Here is a 17,162-nt window from a genome sequence, read left to right as displayed (position 1 = left end):
ATGTCCGCTCAAAAGGTTGTGTCGGAAAAGACCACGGACAATGTCCATGCGCTCACCGTAGGTGTGCGCTGGTCGGACTTCGACATGTACGGCCACATGATGAACTCCAATTTCATCGAGCTGGCGCAGGAGGCGCGCTTGGCTTTTGCCATGCACAACTTCTACGCCCGCGGTGTCAACATGGTGGCATTCGTCCGCCATATCGACGCGGACTATGTCCGCCCCATCAAGTGGGATGGACGCCACGGCACGGTGACGGTGGAAACCACGGTGGTGCGTCTTGGCACCACCTCCTTCACCACCCGCCAAAAGATTAAGGACGCCCAGGGCCAGGTGGCTTGCGTCATCGACTGCGTGCAGGTCGCCATCGACCCGGGTACACAGATGCCGCGCGAGGTTACTGAGGAGGAGCGCAACATCATCCTGGAACACGCCGTCGTCGAGCTGGATGAGCAGCGCGATCATGGAGAGTGAAACTCTCCGGGTGCGCAGCGGTGGGGGAGGGCTGCGTGCTCTCCTCGCCCGCGCGACGGGGCTCGATGCCTCAGCCTCGGTGCGTCTGCGCCAGCATGACGCCAACCAGGTCGAGGTCTTTGTCACGACGCCCTTCGATGTCGTTGTGGCACGGCGGTGCGGAGGCACCGTGGGCCGCGACGGGGCAGTGGTGTCCGCGCAAGCGCTTGCCGACGCCCTCCACACCGCCCCCGACCCTGTCCTTGCGGAGGACGGAGTGGAGCTTTCGCTGGGGCCGGCGCGCGATCCATCGTGGCCAGGCGCGTTGCCGCCGGCGCAGGGATTCCGCGAGATCGATTCCTTGCCGGTCGACGTCGTGCGCGAGCTCGCAGACAAAGGCCGGCAGCTGGCCCGCCAGTTTTCAGGGCCGATGGGCCCGCCAAAAAGCCTGTTGAATCAGACAGTGCTCACCGTGGAGAGCTCGGAGGCGCAGGTGGAGATTCCCATGCGGATGATCTTCGCCTGCACCAGCCTCGGCCTCATTCCGGGGTTTGCCGCATCACTCAAGATCCCCCGTCACTTGCGCGTGTCCGGCAAGGGGCGCTGGGTTCGCCTAGACGCGCCCTATGGCAGCGTCTACCACTCGACGCGCCTGTCACTGTTCTAGAGCAGTACGAATCCCGCCAGTGCGGCGCCGACGGCGACCGTCCACGGCGGGGCCTTGCAGAAGAGGGCTATGCCCGCGCCGACTGCAATGAGCGCCGAAGCCCACCCTGTCACCCCGTGGGTGATGATGGGATCCCAGAGCGCCGCGATGAGCAGGCCGACCACGGCCGCGTTGATGGCCGAGAACGCGCCGCGCAGCCAACCGAGATGATTCCAGCGCGCCCACAAATGCAAAGCCGCGAGCGTGAGTAAGGCGCCCGGCACGAAGATAAGAACGGTCCCCAGGAGCGCTCCGCCGATCCCGCCGTCGACCGCCCCAAGGTAAGACGCGAAGGTAAACAGCGGCCCCGGCACGCCCTGGGCTACCGAGTAGCCCGCGAGAAACTCCTGCTGGCTGAGCCAGCCCGCGCCGACGAATTGTTCCTCCAGCAGTGGCAGGACCACGTGCCCGCCGCCAAAGACCAGGGCGCCGGACTGGTAGAAGGCGTTGGCGCGGGTGATGAGGTAGGCGTCGCTAAGCTGTGCCCCCACCGCCAACCCGCCCAACAGGAGGAAGAACGCTGCTACACAGCCCCACGCCAGGCGGGCGGGCACCGCGCGCGGGCCACTATCGGCGGCGGGCGCCGAGGTCGTCGGCAGCCATGTTCTCAACACGGTGGCTCCCAGCAGCCCAGCCACGGCGAGGACAGCCAGCTGCCACGCGGACCCGGCGACGAGCAGCACGGCGGCGCTGATGAGCGCAAGCGCCCACGCGGTGGGGGTAAGCAGGAGCTTCTTTGCCATCCCCACGATGGCGTGGACCACCACACCGGCGGCGGCAGCGAGGAGTCCCCCTAAGATGCCCTGGATCCACCCACTGTTGGGCGCAACGAGGAGCCCAAACAAGGCGAGGATGAGCGCGGAGGGGACGGTGAACAGGAACCATGAATAGATGAGGCCCAGTAGGCCCGCGCGCCCGTAGCCCAGCGCCATCCCGACCTTCGAGCTAGCCGGGCCGGGGAGAAACTGGGACATGGCCACGAGATCTGCATAGGCGGAATCGCTGAGCCACTTCCGGCGGCTGACAAACTCAGCGCGGAAATAACCCAGGTGGGCGGCCGGCCCGCCAAACGCAGTCCACCCGAGGGGGAGGAAGGAGCGCCGTACATCGCCTAGTGTGCTCATGCTCCGCATACTAATTCTTTAAGAATCACCCCGCTCGGTGAACAAGAGCGACGCACGCAGGAGGTGATCTGCGTTACTCTGAAGGGGTCGAATTCAGTTTTCTTCAACAAAAGGAGATGGCTCTCACCATGCGTATTGCTGTACCCAAAGAAATCATGAACAACGAAAACCGCGTCGCCCTTACTCCTAGTGCCGCGGACATCTTGATCAAGGACGGTCACGAGGTCCTGGTGGAAACAGCGGCCGGGGAAGGCGCCTCATTCCCGGACTCCGACTATGAAGCCGTCGGCGCGACCATTGTCCCTTCCGCTGCGGAGGCCTGGGCGGCGGATATGGTGGTCAAGGTCAAGGAGCCTCTCGAATCCGAGTACGGCTACCTGCGCGAAGACCTCCTGCTGTTTACTTACCTGCACCTGGCTGCGGATCGCCCGCTGACGGAAGCGCTCATGAAGGCCGGTACGACGGCCGTGGCCTATGAAACTGTGGCCGATTCCCGTGGCACGCTGCCGCTGCTGACACCGATGTCCCAGGTGGCTGGCCGCCTGGCGGTTACTGAGGGCGCGCACCACCTGCTGTCTACTGAGGGCGGGCGCGGATTGCTGGTAGCCGGTGTGCCGGGCACGCGCCCGGCCCGCGTTGTCGTCATCGGTGGTGGCCAGGTGGGAGCTTCGGCGGTGGCGATGGCGCAAGGATTGCGCGCGGAGGTAACCGTGCTGGACCTTGACCCGCACGTGCTGCAGCGCTTCGACGAGCAGTACCATGGAAACGTGCGCACGATTGTCTCGGACCCCGCGGCGCTGGAGTCCGAGCTGCTGGAGGCAGATCTGGTCATCGGTGCAGTCCTGGTTCCGGGCGCGGCGGCCCCGAAGCTGGTGCGCGAAGACGTGGTCCAGCGGATGAAGAAGGGGGCAGTGCTTGTCGACGTCGCCATTGACCAAGGCGGTTGCTTCGAAAACTCCCGCAAGACGTCCCACGACGATCCCACCTTCAAGGTGCACGACACCATCTTCTATTGCGTGGCCAATATGCCCGGCGCGGTGGCGAACACCTCTGCCCGTGCGCTGGGTTCTGCCACTCTGCCCTACATTCGCGCAGTGGCTGCCGACGGCTTCGACGGTGCTGTGGAGCGCTTCTCGGGATTGGCCGATGGGCTTATGACCCGCGGGGGAGAACTGGTCTCCCAGCCGGTGAAGGAGGCCTTCGGGCTTTAAGGGGCGCGGTTGATGAGCATCGCCGCGACTCGCTCCATGTGGTCCCAGATCATGGCGCGGTAAGCGGGCGGGATGGTGTCCTCGTCGATCTGCGCCAGGGAGTTGCCCATGAGTTCGAGCCAGCGATCATGGGCAGCTATGTCGATGGGGTAGGGCGCATGCCGCATGCGCAGGCGCGGGTGGCCGCGCTGTTCGGAGAAGAGCTGCGGACCTCCCCAATACTGCACGAGGAACCAGGTCAAGCGTTGCTGTGCGCCTTCCCAGTCTTGCTGGGGGTACATCGGCCCGATGAGATCGTCTTCGCGCACCTGGGCGTAGAAACCACCGACGAGTTTCTCAAAGGTCTCCATTCCGCCAATGGCCTCGTACACGCTCGTTGGCTGCACGTCTAGTCTTCCTTTCGCGTCAGGCCGGGTTCTTCCAGATCAAAGATAGCCATCCCGCGCGGGTAGGGGGTGGTGATCCCCTCTTCGTGCATGGCTGTGAGGATCTTCGCCTGCATCGCGCGCTGCACATCCCATTGCTTGCCTGGCAGCGTCTTGACCGACACACGGTAGGACATGTGGTCGACCTCAAGGCCGGACATGCCGTTGACCGTGGGCGTGGCCAGGATGTAGTCCTTGATTTCGGGATCGCGGGCGGCCTCCTCGGCTGCGGACGTGATGACGTCGACTGCTCGCGTGGGATCGTTGCTCAGCGCAATCGGGACCTGGACGCGGGCCACGGAGTAGCGGTCGGAATGGTTGGCCACCTGCAGGATTTCGCCGTTGCGTACGTACCACAGCGCGCCGTCGATATCGCGGACGGTGGTAATGCGCAGGGAGATGGACTCGACATCACCGAAAACCCCGTTGCCGAGGTCGATGGTGTCACCGATGCCGTACTGGTCCTCCATGAGCATGAAGATGCCGGAGAGGAAGTCCTTGACCAACGCCTGCGCGCCGAAACCAAGGGCGACACCAACCACACCGGCAGAGGCCACGAGCGGGGCGACGTTGACGCCGAGCTTGTCCAGGATGGCGAGCACGGCCCAGACCCAGACGAAGATGGAGACCGCGGAGCGGCCCACCCCGGCGAGCGTCTGGATGCGGGAGGTGCGCCGAGCCTCCTGTGTTTGCTCGAGGACCTTGTCGGTTGTTCTGTGCGCTTTGCGCGGGGAGAGCGGCGAGCTGAGCTTGCCCTTCTTGATGCTGTTATCAGCCAGCTTGGTGATGAGTCGGCGCAGCAGCCAGCTGCCGATGATGGCGACGATGAGGATGAGCGCGATGCCGATGGGTTTGTCGATGAGCCAGGACTGCATGTTTTCTGTTTGCCACCAGCGGGTGACCGCGTCGACAGCCCCGTCGGTTGGCTCGGAGGAAGCGCTTAGGTATGCGGTTGGTCTGGTCACGTGTGTCCTTTCTGCTATCGCTCACGACTGACGCTTACCGATGGTAGGGAAGAGAACTGAATATAAAAAGCTCGTCTTTCTCCCGACTGAACAGCTTGGTCTAGACTTGTGCCTCATGACTGACAACCGCACTCTTGGCTTTTCCTCTCGTTCCATCCATGCCGGTTACCAGCCGGATCCCCACATGGGATCCATCAACGTACCGATCTACGCTTCCACCACGTTCCAGCAGGATGGCCTCGCGCAGCTGCGCGGCGGCTACGAGTATGGCCGCGTGGCCAACCCCACCGTTCACTCCCTCGAGAAGACCCTCGCGGCGCTAGAGAACGCTGACTACGCCCGCTGTTTTGCCACGGGCATGGCGGCAGTCGATACCCTCATCCGCATCCTCGTGCGCCCGGGTGACCACGTGATTCTGGGCAACGATGCCTATGGCGGCATGTATCGCTTGCTGCACCACGACTATGGCCAGTGGGGCATCGAGCTGTCCATCGTCAACACCGCCGATACCGCGGCGGTAGAGGCGGCGCTGCAGGAGAACACCAAGCTGATTTGGCTGGAGACCCCGACCAACCCGGCGACAACAATCACGGATATCGCTGCGGTCACTAAGGCAGTCAAGGCGGCTGGCGACGCCCAGATCGTCGTCGACAACACCTTCGCCACGCCCTACCTGCAGAACCCTTTGGAGCTGGGCGCGGATCACGTGCTGCACTCCACTACAAAGTACCTGGGCGGCCACTCGGATGTGCTGGGCGGCGCGGTCGTGACCAACTCCGCGGAGATGGACGAGCGACTGCTGTACTTCCAAGGCAATGTCGGTGCGGTGTCCTCGCCTTTCGACGCCTACCTCACCGCCCGCGGTATCAAGACCTTAGAGGTGCGCATGGATCGCCACTGTTCCAATGCGCAGGCCGTGGCTGAGTTCTTGGAATCCCGTCCGGAGGTCAAGCAGGTGCTCTACCCGGGCCTGCCCTCGCACCCGGGCCACGAGCTGGCTAAGAAGCAGATGCGCGGCTTCGGCGGCATGATGTCCGTGCGCTTCCACAGCGAGGAGCACGCCCGCCAGATTTGTCTCAATACCAAGCTCATCTCGCTGGCTGAGTCCCTCGGTGGCGTGGAGTCCCTCATCGAGCACCCACAGAACATGACGCACATCTCCGCGGAGGGCTCCGAGCTCGTGCCGCCGGCAGACCTCGTGCGCATCTCTGTGGGCATCGAGTCCATCGATGACCTGCTCGCGGACTTGGAGCAGGCCCTCGACGCCCTGGATTAAACCGCCGCGTGATTAGAGGGAAGTGAGCAGCGAGCCGGCCGTGCGGTCGGTCTCCTGCAGCATGAGCGGATCCGTGCCCGGCATGGGGGAGATGGTGGTATCCGGCCACTGCGAATAGGTGGGGATACCGACGATATGCAGACGCGGGTCTTCGGCGCCGCCCGGGTTGACCACGCGGCGGTTCCATGTCGTCTCCGGCGAACCGGTGGCCTGGCCGTGGTCGACGAACGCACGCACGCGCCCGTTGAGGGACACCGCGAGTGGATCGCCGGCGCGGCGGACGTCGGGGGAGTGCATCCAGGCGTCGATCAGCCAGGTGGAGGAAGACTCGCCGTGCGCGGTGCGCAGCGTGAACTTCTCGCCGATCTCCAGCTGGGGGCGCTGGCCTAGGAAGGTGACGAGGCCGGCGTCGACAAGCGCGAGCAGCTGACGGGTGCGGAAGAGCGGCGGGCCGGAGCCCACCATCTGCCCGAAGGCCATGAACTCCTTGTAGGTGCTGGTGCGGGACTCCCACGTCATCCGGCCTTCCGAGCCGGCGATGGAGGAGGGCTTGCGCGCGGCCGAGATGGCCCACAGCGCGGACTTGAGCGGGGAGTCGGCGGCGGCGACGGCCTCCCGGATATCGTGGGCGAGGCCCTCGGCGATGTACTCGGTCAGCTCCGTGCCGTTGAAATCCGCCAGCGGGTGCGCCCAGTGCGCTAGGTCGAGCGGCTCAGTCGATGCGCCGTCGAGCGCGACGCGCAGCTGGTCCGCCATGCCCCGAAGATCCGGGGCGGTGAGCTCCGTGGAATCGATCGTGGTGAGGATATCCTCGAGCGGGCGCTGCAGAGCATCCGGTGCCACCCGCGCTTGGTTCTCGTAGTACTCGGCGTAGGCATCGCGCAGGATGTGCGGCAGCAGCTGCGTGCCGAAGTCCAGCTCCGCCTCCGGATCGAGCGCGGCGACCGCGGCGCGGAAGCGGGTCAGCGCGGCCTGCGGTGGCAGCGCGTGGTACTCCGACTTCGGGATATAGGGGTAGCCGCGGCCGGAGGAGACGATGAAGTGCGGTTCCTCGCCGTTCGGCTCGTAGCGCAGGCCGGAGCGGGTGGAGGGATCCTCCACAAATTCGCCGCCACGGTCGATGGTGAGCAGCGCCATGACATCGAAGAAGCCCATGCCCAGGCCGCGGACCAGGACCTTCTCGCCCGCAGGGACCTCAGATACCGGCTGCTCCACGGGGTTATCCGGGCGCACCCAGTGCAGGCCGGAATCCGCAGCCTCCGCCAGTGCGCGCTCGGATTCGTTCAACGCAGGCACCTGCCAGCCATAGGCCAGGACGGTGGCGTCGGCGGTGACGGTGGTGCCGTCGGAAAGCTCGATGGCGTCCTGCTCACCGTGCTCCTCCACGGACAGTGCGCGGGCGCGGTGCTGGACGACGTCTACGCTCTCCGGCAGCTGAGCCAGCGCCACCTCGAAGACCCACTCCAGGTAGGCGCCGTAGAGCGCGCGGGAGGGGTTGGATTCCGGGCGGGTCTGCGCGAGTTCTTCGGCAAAAGAGGCAGCAAGCCCCTCGCGCGGCGGGTGGGAATCGTAGAGCTCCAGCTTGGCGGGGGAGATGGAGGGGCGCTCGCCGCGCAGAAGCTGGATCCACTCATAGAGGATGGGGCCTTCAAGTACCGGCGCGGTGGTCGTGGAGCCGGGCTCGGTAAACAACGTGACCGCGCCGGCCAAGGTGTTCATGCACAGCGTGCGGGTCTGCTCGGTATCCCAAATGCGGCCAGCGCCCAGCGGGGCATCGTCGATGATGTGGAGCCGCAGGGGTGAATGAAGGGGGGTCGCGCGCAGGTGGGCTGCAAGGCGCTCGACCAGCGAGATACCACGCGGGCCGGCCCCGACGATGGCGATGGCGGGCATATAAATCAACCTCAAACTTTTAGACTGTGCTGTCTAGTGGAATAATACCGCTCAGTATGCGTTGTGTTAAATCCAGAGACGCACTGCACACCGACTATCTACTTTCTGAAAGCAATACCGTGAAAACCTTACGCGCACTCGCCGCCACCTTGGCAGCAGCCCTGGCCCTAGCGGGCTGCTCTGCTGCGGACCGGCCGGACGGTGAGGACAACGTCCTTACCTACCTCGAGCCGCAATTCTTCCGCACGCTCTATCCGCCAGCCGCGGGCTTTTATCCCAACGGCGGCGTGGTCAACCAGCTGACCGACCGCCTCCTCTACCAAGACCCCGAAACCCTCGAGCTCTCGCCGTGGATCGCCACGGAGATGCCCGAGGTCAACGAGGATGCCACGGAATACACGTTTAACATTCGCACCGACGTCACTTACTCCGATGGCTCCCCGCTCACCGCCGAGAACGTCGTGGCCAACTTCGATCTTTTCGGTCGTGGCGACAAGTCCCGCACGCTGACCAGCTCCGAGCAGATCGCCAACTATGACCACGGCGAGGTCGTGGACGAGGACACCGTGAAGTTCTACTTCACCCAGCCTTCTCCGGGTTTCCTCCAGGCCACCTCCGCCTACAACGCCGGGCTGCTCTCCGATTCCACCCTGGCTTTGGACAACGAGGGCTTCGGCCCCGGCAACGCGATCAACGTCATCGGCTCTGGGCCCTTCGTGGTGGAATCGGAAGAAATCGGCACTGACCTCAAGCTCAAGACCCGCGAGGACTACGACTGGGCCCCGCCAGCGGTCAAGCACCAGGGGCGCGCGGAGATCGACGGCGTCCACTACATCCTCGCCGCCGAGGAATCCGTGCGCACCGGCGCTATTCTCTCCGGTCAGGCCGATATCGCCCGCCAGATCTCCGCCCCGCAGGAGTCGCTGCTGAAAGAACAAGGCGTTGACATCGTCTCGCGCGGTACCAACTCCATGAACAACCAATTCGCCTTCCGTTTCGACCACCCGCTGCTGCAAGATAAGCGCGTGCGCGAGGCCATCATCCACGGCGTGGACCGCGAGGAAATCCTCCGTGTGCTCTTCTCCGGGTCTTACCCGCTGGCCACCTCCTCCGTGGCGGAGACCGGCCTGGCTTACAAGGACCAGTCCGCCGCCTACACCTTCGACCCCGAGGAATCCAAGCGCCTCCTCGACGAGGCCGGCTGGGAGCCCGGCCCCGACGGCATCCGCGTCAAGGACGGCCAGCGACTCGTCCTGCGCACCAACACCGCCTTGCCACAGCCGCGCTCCAAGGAAGTCATGACCATGGTCCAGGACCAGCTGCGCGCCCTGGGCATTGGCATCCAGGTCAACGCCGGCGACCAGGCCACCCAGAACGCCGATGCCAAGGACATCAACAAGGTGCAGATCTACCACTCGATGGTGGGCCGCGCCGACTACGACGTCATCACCTCGCTCTACGGCATCAACAACCGCGATGCCTTCCTCAACCAGGACGCAGAGGGCAATCCCATCGACGAACACCTGCAGGAGCTTCTCGACGCCGTCCTCGACACCCCCGACAAAGAAGGCCGCATCAAGGCCACGGAAGAGGTCCAGGACTACCTCACTGAGCAGGCCTACGTGCTTCCGCTCTTCGAGGAACCTGTGGTCTACGCCGTGCGACCGGGCATCACTGGCTTTAGCCCGGAATCGGTAGCGCGCCCGTGGTTCTACGAGGTCAGCATCGACGCCGCGCCGCAGCGCGCAGCATCGAATGAGGAGGAGAAATAAATGACAACCCGCCAGATTCTGAGCCGCATCGGACAGGCCCTCCTCGTGCTGCTCATTACCTACACCGTGGCCTTCCTGCTTCTCTCGGCGTTGCCGTCGGATGCCGTGCAGTCGCGATTCGGCGATCCCGCCCTGGGCCTATCCCAGGCGGAGATTGAGGCTATTCGGGAGGAGATGGGCGTCGACAAGCCGCTTGTAGTGCAGTACTTCACCTCCCTGGGCGGCTTCCTCACCGGGCACTTTGGTAACTCCACGCAGTCCGGCGCCCCGGTGGCTACGCTGCTTGCCGACGCCCTTCCCCACACCCTCATCCTGGCCATCAGCGCCATCGGCTTGGCACTCATCGTGGCCGTATTCGTCGCCTTCCTTGCCACGCTGCCCGGTCTCGGCGCCATCGGCTCCTTCTTCCGGGGTCTGCCTTCCTTCATGGTCTCGCTGCCCGGCTTCTGGATCGCGATCCTGCTCATCCAGTTCTTTTCCTTCCAGCTGGGCTGGGTGCGCGTTATCGAACCTGGGTCTGTCGAAGGCCTCATCCTGCCGACCTTGACGCTGTCCGTGCCCATGGCCGCACCGCTCATCCAGGTTCTGATTCGCTCCATTGATGAGACGCAGTCGCGGCCCTTCGTCCAGGCGGTGCGCTCTCGTGGTGCCTCGGAGTCCTGGATCTTCTGGCGCACCGTCCTGCGTAATTCGCTGCTGCCTACCTTGACCATGGCGGGCCTGCTCTTTGGTGAGCTCGTCGGCGGTGCCGTGGTGACCGAAACCGTCTTCGGCCGTACCGGCTTGGGCTACATGGTGGCCCAAGCGGTGGCTAACCGCGATACCCCGGTGCTGCTGGCGGTGGTTCTCATCGCCGCAACTTCCTACATCATCATCAACCTCGTCGTGGATCTGCTCTACCCGGTACTGGATCCCCGCCTGCGCGCCGGTTCCCCGAAACGCCGCGCTGCCGCCACTGAAGAAAGGACGGTGCGCTCATGAGTGTGACGTTCACCAAACCCCTGCGAACCTCGCGCCGCGCTCCCGCGGGGCAGGCCAACCCATGGCTCGCGCCGGGTTCCGTCATCGCCATTATCGTCCTCGCGGTGGCGTTCTTGGCCGCCCTGTTCCCGAGCCTGTTTACCTCGGCTGACCCGTACGCGGGCACCGACGTAGCCCTGTTGGCGCCGGGGGAGTCCGGCCACCTCATGGGAACGGACGCGGTGGGCCGAGATCTCTACGCGCGCATCGTCTACGGTGCTCGCCAGTCGCTCCTCGGCGCGCTGATCGCCGTGGCTGTCGGCCTCGTCGTCGGGACGCTGATCGGTCTTCTCGCCGGCTCCCTGCGAGGAGCGGTGGATAGCGTGCTCATGCGCGTCGTCGACGTGCTGCTGTCCATCCCCGGCATCCTGCTGTCGCTGTCGATCATCATCGTGCTGGGCTTCGGCTCCGTGCAAGCGGCGGTGGCCGTCGGCGCGACCTCGGTCGCGACCTTCGCGCGCCTAGCTCGCTCCCAGGTGATCACCGTGGCCAGCTCGGACTACATCGAGGCCGCATACGGCGCTGGCGCCACCCACGCCACCGTGCTCTTCCGCCACATCCTTCCCAATTCACTCACTCCGGTTATCGCCCTGGCTACCCTGCAGTTCGGCACCGCGATCCTGCAGCTGTCCATCCTCGGCTTCCTGGGCTACGGCGCCCCGCCACCCACTCCGGAATGGGGCCTCATTATCGCCGAGGGCCGCGACTTCATGGCCACCGCCTGGTGGCTCATCATCCTGCCCGGCATTGCGCTGGTCGCCGTGGTGATGTCCGCCAACCGCCTGTCCCAGAACTTCCCCGTGGAGGCCTAACATGACTGTTATAAAAAATGCAGCGCAGCCCCTGCTCAGCGTGCGGGATCTGAACGTGTCCTATTCGACCGCAGGTGGTGACGTTTCCGCCGTGCAAGGCGTCAACCTCGAGGTGCATCCGGGGCAGATGACCGCCATCGTGGGCGAGTCCGGCTCCGGTAAGACCACCTCCGCCATGGCAGCCATCGGCTTGCTGCCCTCGAATGCCACCATCGATGCCGGAACCATCACCTTCGATGGCCGCGATATCACTTCGCTGCGTCGCCGCGAGTGGCGTGAGCTGCGTGGGCGACGCATCGGGCTGATCCCGCAGAACCCGAACAACTCCCTCAACCCAGTCCAGACCATCGGCGCCTCGGTGGAGGAGGGGCTGCGCATCCACAAGGTTGGTACTGCGGCCGAGCGCAAGGCAAAGGCGTTGGAGTTGCTGGAGCGCGTCGGCATCGATGACCCTGCGCGCCGCTATCACCAGTACCCGCACGAGCTGTCCGGCGGCATGAAGCAACGCGTGCTCATCGCCGCCGCTGTGGCGCTGGAGCCCGACCTCATCATCGCCGACGAGCCGACCTCCGCGCTCGATGTCACCGTGCAGAAGATCATCCTCGACCTCCTCGATGACATGCGCGCGGAGCTCGGCATGGGCATCCTCTTCATTACCCACGACCTCGCCGTGGCCGGTGACCGCGCCGACCGCGTCGTGGTCATGGAGTCCGGCCAGCTGCGCGAGGAGGGCCTAGCCGCCACGGTGCTGACGAACCCGCGCCACGACTACACCAAACGCCTGCTTGCCGACGCCCCCTCCCTCACCGTCGCCGACGCCGGCGCCGCAGCTAAGGCCAACGCAATCACTGACCGCGCGGCGGTCGAGCCCCTAGTGCGCGTCGAGGGCCTGACCCAGCGTTTCGGCGACTTCACCGCGGTCGATGACATCTCCTTCACCGTGGCCAAGGGCTCGACCCACGCCATCGTGGGCGAATCCGGCTCCGGCAAGACCACGACGGGGCGCAGCATCGCCATGTTCAACACCCCGACATCGGGCAACATCACCGTCGGCGGGCGCGACATCGTGGGTCTGCGCGGTAAGGCCTTGCGCGAAGAGCGCAACAACATCCAGCTGGTCTACCAGAACCCCTATGGCTCCCTGGACCCCAAGCAGACGATTGGCCAGACGGTGGCGGAGCCGCTGCGGAATTTGAAGGGGGAGCGTGCAAGCGCGGCCAAGGAAAAGGCCAAGGAGTTCTTGGACCTGGTGGCGCTGAACCCGGACTACTACGACCGCCGTCCGCGCGAGCTCTCCGGCGGTCAGCGCCAGCGCGTGGCGATTGCCCGCGCCATGATTGTAGAGCCGGAGCTGGTCATCCTCGACGAGGCAGTCTCCGCCCTCGACGTCACCGTGCAGGCCCAGATTCTGCGGCTGCTGGCCCGGCTGCAGGAGGAGCTCGGTCTGACCTACATTTTCATCTCGCACGACCTCGCGGTGGTCAACCAAATCTCCGATACCGTATCGGTGCTCTCGAAGGGCCAGCAGGTGGAGTGCGGGCCTACGGCAGAGGTCTTCAGCAACCCGCAGTCACCGTTTACCCGGAAGCTCATCGAGGCCATCCCCGGCTCGCGCTACCGCGCCGGCGACCTCAACCTGGGCCTGTAGCCTGGGCGAAAACGAAAGGATTAATTCATGGCAGACATCATAAACCTGTTGGCGGGTGTTGAGGGAGACGTGGCTCAGCTGCGCGAGCGCCGGCCCGAAGCAAAGGAGAACGCACAAGCCTCCTTCGCCGCGCTCCTCGAGCCTTCAGCGCCCGGCACGTTTAGCTATGCGGAGCGCTACGCTATCGCGACGTTTGTTGCGGGCGTGTATCAGGCGGCTCCTGCCGTCGCCTTTTATTCTGACCTGCTGGCGGAGGAATCGGAGGAGCTCGCCGCCGAGATAGCCCGCGCTGTAGAGCGCGGCATCACCAGCGGCCCGTACATCGATGGCGGCTTCACGCTTTTCGAGGGCTCACCGCGCCTCGCCGCCGCCCTTGACTTCGCCCACCTGCTGGTCTTCCACCCCAAGGACGCCTCCCCGGCCGCGATTGGTCACCTGCAGGCGGCCGGCTGGTCTAACGACGACATCGTGACGCTGGCGCAGCTGGTCAGCTTCCTGTCCTTCCAGCTGCGCGTGGTGCACGGCCTCTCCGTGCTTGCCGGTACTGCACAGCCCGCGCCCGTGACTGAGGTGCCGCGTCCCACCCAGACCCCGGAGTGGGTACCGGGGGAGGGGACGTTGGTGCCGGACGTCGCCAAGCCGCAGGGCTTTGTGGCGCACTCGCTGGGCTGGAAGCCCTGGGTGCCGCCGCAGCCGAAGGAGGAGTTCACGGACGCACAGCGCGATGCGCTGATTAAGCCCGAGCGCATCGACATGGAGTACTTCCGCCTGCTCGCCCGCGACCCGGCAGCGCTCAAGGCGCGCACGCTCACGGACCTGGACATCTTCTACAACACCGACGGCGGTCTCGGCCGCGCCGAGCGTGAGCTGGCTGCCACGGTGGTCTCACGCCTCAACGGCTGTGAGTACTGCGCGTCGGTGCACCAGCAGCGCGCGAAGGAAGAGGGCGGCGACGCGGCAGCTGTTGACCGCCTGCTCGAGGAAGGCGTAGATGCTGACCTGGACTCGGCGCAGTGGTCCGCCATCCGCGATGCCGCTCTGGCCCTGACCGAGTCTCCCTTTGCCTTCGACGCCTCCCACGTTGAGCGCCTCGAGGCCGTGGGATTCGATACGCTGGCAATCATCGACGTCATCAATTCCTCCGCGTTCTTCAACTGGGCCAACCGCCTGATGCTGACGCTGGGGGAGCCGGATGTGCCGAAGCGTTTCCGCTAACGAGAAGGAGGAACAACCATGGTGAAGACTGCCGTTGTAACTGGTGCGACGGGTGGAATGGGCGCGGAGATCATCAAGGACCTTGCCCGGGACCACCGCGTGTATGCCCTGGGGCGGCGCGCCGGGGAGCTGCCGGAGGCGGAGAACATCGTGCCGGTGGAAATCGACTTGCTGTCGCTTCTCGACGGCTCAGCGCTTCCCACCGAGCTTTCTGAACTGGAGCGCGTGGATGTGCTCGTGCACGCGGCGGCCCGGGCGGATAAGCGCTCGGTGGAAAGCGCTAGGCCTGAGGATTGGCGTGCGCAGATGGACCTCAACGTGCACGTACCAGCCGAGCTGACCCGCCTGCTTCTGCCCGCGCTGCGTGCGGCCGAGGGTCTTGCGGTCTTCATCAACTCCGGTGCCGGCATCCACTCATATGGTGACAACGTCATTTACGCCGCCACGAAGCACGCTTTGTACGCGCTTGCCGACGGCCTCCGCCTCGGCGAGCTCGGCATCCGCGTGTCTACCGTCGCGCCGGGCCCGACGGATACCCCGATGCTGCAGGGCCTGCAGGACTACAACCCGGAGCATGTCATCGCCCCAGTCGAGGTAGCGAAGGCTATCCGCGCCACCGTTGATGCCGGCCCTACCACGCAGCTCACCGAGATCCGCGTACGCCCGCGCATTGAGTTGAATCAGCGCAAGTAGGAGCCGCGTTTTCTCTCAAGATGCGAAAAACGCAGCGCACGGTACAGTGATGAGGCGTGTCCACCTCTCAACGTCGCCGCCCCGCCTATTTGGTGATCGCGGATTCGCTGCGGAGCAAAATTGAGTCCGGCGAACTGAAGCCGGGTGACCGTTTTCCCACGGAGCGGGAATTAGTCCAGGAATACAAGGTGGCGCGCATGACGGTGCGCCACGCGCTGGATATCGTCCAGATCGAAGGTCTCATTGACCGCAAGCGTGGCCGCACCGGTGGCACCTTCGTGCGTGCCACCCCGCCGACGTTGAGCCTGACGAGCGGGCGCAGCGCCCTCGACCAGCTGCGTGAGCATGGCCTTGAGGTTGAGGTGCGGGTGCTGTCGTTGGCGTTGATTGAAACACCCGGGCACCTCGCCTCCACCTTTGGGATTGAGGAGGGTGATGCCGTGTGGGAGTGCCGTACGGTGCAGATGACTGAAGGATCGCCCATCATGGTCTCCACGCTTCTTATCCCGCAGGCCTTGGCACCGCACCTCACGGAAGAGGAAATGCAGAAGCCGCTGACTGAACTATTGACGGAGCTTGACCTGGCACCCGTGTTTAAGCGTGATTCCCTCGTGGCCGCGACCGCGCGCACGGAGGAGCAGAAAGCCCTGGGCGTTGGACGCAACCAACCGGTCTTGCGTATTACGCGAACCGTCAAAGCAGAGGGCGGCATCGTAGCCGCTCAGCTGGAGGAGACCCTGCGCCCTGATGCGGTCACGGTGGAGGTAGTCATCGGCAAGGACCCCACGCCGGCACTCGACTAACCACCTCTGGCCTTCGCCCCAACGCGGTCAGCCGCCGCAAGGCTCGGCCTGCTCAAGCTGCATCAGAGCACGACAGCAAACCCGTCAACCATTTTCCGGTTGGCGGGTTTCGTTCTTTAAGGGCTTAACTCCCGGCGGGAAGCGCGTGAATCGTGGTTAGGGATCGCCGGTATCCCCGTCAGCGTGGCTTCGACTGACGGGTTCGAACCGTTATAAGGAGCGATGAGGTGGTTGGTGGTGTCCTCTCTGTGTTTGGTGGCGGGGTGTTAGCTGCTGTCGGGTGGCGGGTCTGGTGGTCGTCCTGTTTGCTCGGCGGCGAGTCTGGCGACTGCTTCTTGGTATTCCGGCATCGCGGTTATCGGGGTACCCCAGGGTGGGATGAAGCTGACGCCGGTGTTGAGCCGGTACATGTAGCCGCGCCCAGTAGGCCTTAAAGGGTCATCGTCGTTAATGCCGTTGTGGTAGGCGCACAGAAAGGTCAAGTTCTTGATGTTGGTAAAGCCACCAGCCTGCCAAGGGATGAGATGGTGCACTTGGCAGTAATCAGCTGGCTTATTGCACCCTGGTCTAGAACACGTGTGGAATTCAGCGTGCAGGGTAAGGCGTTGCTTGAAGTTTGCCCCGCGCTCGAGCCGCCAAGTATTGATGGGGCCTTCGACAGGGTGGACGATGGTGGCATACCCGATTTCGGCAAACTTGTGGGTGAGGAATTCTGCCCCTGTCATGCGCGCACCGTTGGTGAGGTTGAGTTCGATCTCGTCCCCGTCACCGTTGATGATTTGGTCCAACTCGTTCAGTGTGACGATGACTTGGGTGCGCACCGCAGGCTTGGTGCCGGTGGCTTTGTTGAAGAAGACGTCGTTGGCGGCTTGAAGCAGGTCGGTGTTGGTGGATTCTAGGACTGCGCGCATGTTGGCAATCGTGGTGGCGTCATCGGTAATCGAGAGGGTGTTAGGGCCTTGTTCCCGGTAGGTGATGCGCACACCTGGTTTGGCGGTTCTTTTACGCTTGAGTTCTTTAAGCCGTGCGGTAGCAACGGTGGGGATGCGGTGTGCGGGAGTAGCGGCGAGTTTTGCTCTGAGGTTCCATGCATCCAGGGTCTTCTTGACCTTCGACACGTAGGTTTCAATCAGTGTGAGGGTACCC

Annotated in this window: 16 protein-coding genes; 11 read left to right on the top strand and 5 right to left on the bottom strand. The window is 64.5% G+C overall.

Going from position 1 to position 17,162, the window contains the following annotated elements; genetic code table 11:
- Nucleotides 1–474: a thioesterase family protein gene (locus tag QKE52_RS09845; protein ID WP_046647327.1), complete on the top strand. Its 474-nt coding sequence runs from the start codon at nt 1–3 to the stop codon at nt 472–474.
- The gene (locus QKE52_RS09840) at nt 464–1,120 is read left to right on the top strand and encodes a hypothetical protein (RefSeq protein ID WP_070702307.1); all 657 of its coding nucleotides are present in this window, start codon (nt 464–466) and stop codon (nt 1,118–1,120) included. Before QKE52_RS09845 ends, QKE52_RS09840 begins: the two co-directional genes overlap by 11 nt.
- Here the strand turns inward: QKE52_RS09840 and chrA are convergent.
- Entirely contained in the window at nt 1,117–2,283 is a 1,167-nt protein-coding gene (gene chrA, locus QKE52_RS09835; RefSeq protein WP_347948706.1) for a chromate efflux transporter, read from the bottom strand. The two genes, QKE52_RS09840 and chrA, sit on opposite strands and share 4 nt — an antisense overlap.
- A gap of 128 nt (nt 2,284–2,411) precedes the next feature.
- On the opposite strand from chrA, the gene ald reads away from it, so the two are divergent.
- Nucleotides 2,412–3,494 carry an alanine dehydrogenase gene (gene ald / locus QKE52_RS09830; RefSeq protein WP_347948705.1) on the top strand — a complete coding sequence of 361 codons (1,083 nt, stop codon included), beginning with the start codon at nt 2,412–2,414 and terminating at the stop codon, nt 3,492–3,494.
- Here ald and QKE52_RS09825 read toward each other — a convergent pair.
- Nucleotides 3,491–3,880: a globin gene (locus QKE52_RS09825; protein ID WP_049155831.1), complete on the bottom strand. Its 390-nt coding sequence runs from the start codon at nt 3,878–3,880 to the stop codon at nt 3,491–3,493. The genes ald and QKE52_RS09825 overlap by 4 nt on opposite strands.
- Nucleotides 3,881–3,882: 2 nt before the next feature.
- The gene (locus QKE52_RS09820) at nt 3,883–4,884 is read right to left on the bottom strand and encodes a mechanosensitive ion channel family protein (protein ID WP_347948704.1); all 1,002 of its coding nucleotides are present in this window, start codon (nt 4,882–4,884) and stop codon (nt 3,883–3,885) included.
- A gap of 115 nt (nt 4,885–4,999) precedes the next feature.
- Here QKE52_RS09820 and QKE52_RS09815 point away from each other — a divergent pair, with 115 nt between their 5' ends.
- On the top strand, nt 5,000–6,160 hold the full coding sequence (locus QKE52_RS09815) for a cystathionine gamma-synthase (RefSeq protein WP_347948703.1): 1,161 nt from the start codon (nt 5,000–5,002) through the stop codon (nt 6,158–6,160).
- Between the two features lie 12 nt (nt 6,161–6,172).
- Here the strand turns inward: QKE52_RS09815 and QKE52_RS09810 are convergent, their stop codons facing one another.
- Complete coding sequence (locus QKE52_RS09810; protein WP_293777899.1) at nt 6,173–8,053, bottom strand: FAD/NAD(P)-binding protein; 1,881 nt, start codon at nt 8,051–8,053, stop codon at nt 6,173–6,175.
- Nucleotides 8,054–8,109: 56 nt separating this feature from the next.
- Between QKE52_RS09810 and QKE52_RS09805 the strand changes: the two genes are divergently transcribed.
- The 7 genes from QKE52_RS09805 to QKE52_RS09775 are packed head-to-tail and all read left to right on the top strand — an operon-like array spanning nt 8,110 to nt 16,016.
- Complete coding sequence (locus tag QKE52_RS09805) at nt 8,110–9,825, top strand: TIGR04028 family ABC transporter substrate-binding protein (protein ID WP_293777896.1); 1,716 nt, start codon at nt 8,110–8,112, stop codon at nt 9,823–9,825.
- On the top strand, nt 9,826–10,806 hold the full coding sequence (locus tag QKE52_RS09800) for an ABC transporter permease (RefSeq protein ID WP_293777893.1): 981 nt from the start codon (nt 9,826–9,828) through the stop codon (nt 10,804–10,806).
- Nucleotides 10,803–11,657, top strand: a complete 855-nt coding sequence (locus QKE52_RS09795; RefSeq protein WP_046647321.1) for an ABC transporter permease — start codon at nt 10,803–10,805, stop codon at nt 11,655–11,657. Before QKE52_RS09800 ends, QKE52_RS09795 begins: the two co-directional genes overlap by 4 nt.
- Nucleotide 11,658: 1 nt before the next feature.
- Complete coding sequence (locus QKE52_RS09790; protein WP_046647320.1) at nt 11,659–13,305, top strand: ABC transporter ATP-binding protein; 1,647 nt, start codon at nt 11,659–11,661, stop codon at nt 13,303–13,305.
- A 27-nt stretch (nt 13,306–13,332) separates the two neighbouring features.
- A complete protein-coding gene (locus QKE52_RS09785; RefSeq protein WP_347948701.1) occupies nt 13,333–14,520 on the top strand; it encodes an alkylhydroperoxidase domain protein in 1,188 nt (395 codons plus the stop codon).
- 18 nt (nt 14,521–14,538) lie between these two features.
- The gene (locus QKE52_RS09780; protein WP_347948700.1) at nt 14,539–15,213 is read left to right on the top strand and encodes an SDR family oxidoreductase; all 675 of its coding nucleotides are present in this window, start codon (nt 14,539–14,541) and stop codon (nt 15,211–15,213) included.
- Nucleotides 15,214–15,269: 56 nt separating this feature from the next.
- The gene (locus QKE52_RS09775; RefSeq protein WP_347948699.1) at nt 15,270–16,016 is read left to right on the top strand and encodes a GntR family transcriptional regulator; all 747 of its coding nucleotides are present in this window, start codon (nt 15,270–15,272) and stop codon (nt 16,014–16,016) included.
- Nucleotides 16,017–16,282: 266 nt separating this feature from the next.
- Here QKE52_RS09775 and QKE52_RS09770 read toward each other — a convergent pair.
- On the bottom strand, nt 16,283–17,162 hold an 880-nt coding region (locus QKE52_RS09770; RefSeq protein WP_347948698.1), incomplete at its 5' end, for an HNH endonuclease signature motif containing protein.

This window comes from Corynebacterium sp. c25Ua_47, from assembly GCF_039907205.1.
GTDB classification, from domain to species: Bacteria; Actinomycetota; Actinomycetes; order Mycobacteriales; family Mycobacteriaceae; genus Corynebacterium; species Corynebacterium hiratae.
The sequence above is the reverse complement of the archived record's forward strand: the minus strand, read 5'-3'. Positions and strand labels throughout refer to the sequence as shown.

Coding starts and splice junctions, on each gene's coding strand:
- QKE52_RS09845 (WP_046647327.1), top strand. CDS start 1: ATGTCCGCTCAAAAGGTTGTGTCGGAAAAGACCACGGACAATGTCCAT.
- QKE52_RS09840 (WP_070702307.1), top strand. CDS start 464: ATGGAGAGTGAAACTCTCCGGGTGCGCAGCGGTGGGGGAGGGCTGCGT.
- chrA (WP_347948706.1), bottom strand. CDS start 2,283: ATGAGCACACTAGGCGATGTACGGCGCTCCTTCCTCCCCCTCGGGTGG.
- ald (WP_347948705.1), top strand. CDS start 2,412: ATGCGTATTGCTGTACCCAAAGAAATCATGAACAACGAAAACCGCGTC.
- QKE52_RS09815 (WP_347948703.1), top strand. CDS start 5,000: ATGACTGACAACCGCACTCTTGGCTTTTCCTCTCGTTCCATCCATGCC.
- QKE52_RS09810 (WP_293777899.1), bottom strand. CDS start 8,053: ATGCCCGCCATCGCCATCGTCGGGGCCGGCCCGCGTGGTATCTCGCTG.
- QKE52_RS09805 (WP_293777896.1), top strand. CDS start 8,110: ATGCGTTGTGTTAAATCCAGAGACGCACTGCACACCGACTATCTACTT.
- QKE52_RS09800 (WP_293777893.1), top strand. CDS start 9,826: ATGACAACCCGCCAGATTCTGAGCCGCATCGGACAGGCCCTCCTCGTG.
- QKE52_RS09795 (WP_046647321.1), top strand. CDS start 10,803: ATGAGTGTGACGTTCACCAAACCCCTGCGAACCTCGCGCCGCGCTCCC.
- QKE52_RS09790 (WP_046647320.1), top strand. CDS start 11,659: ATGACTGTTATAAAAAATGCAGCGCAGCCCCTGCTCAGCGTGCGGGAT.
- QKE52_RS09785 (WP_347948701.1), top strand. CDS start 13,333: ATGGCAGACATCATAAACCTGTTGGCGGGTGTTGAGGGAGACGTGGCT.
- QKE52_RS09780 (WP_347948700.1), top strand. CDS start 14,539: ATGGTGAAGACTGCCGTTGTAACTGGTGCGACGGGTGGAATGGGCGCG.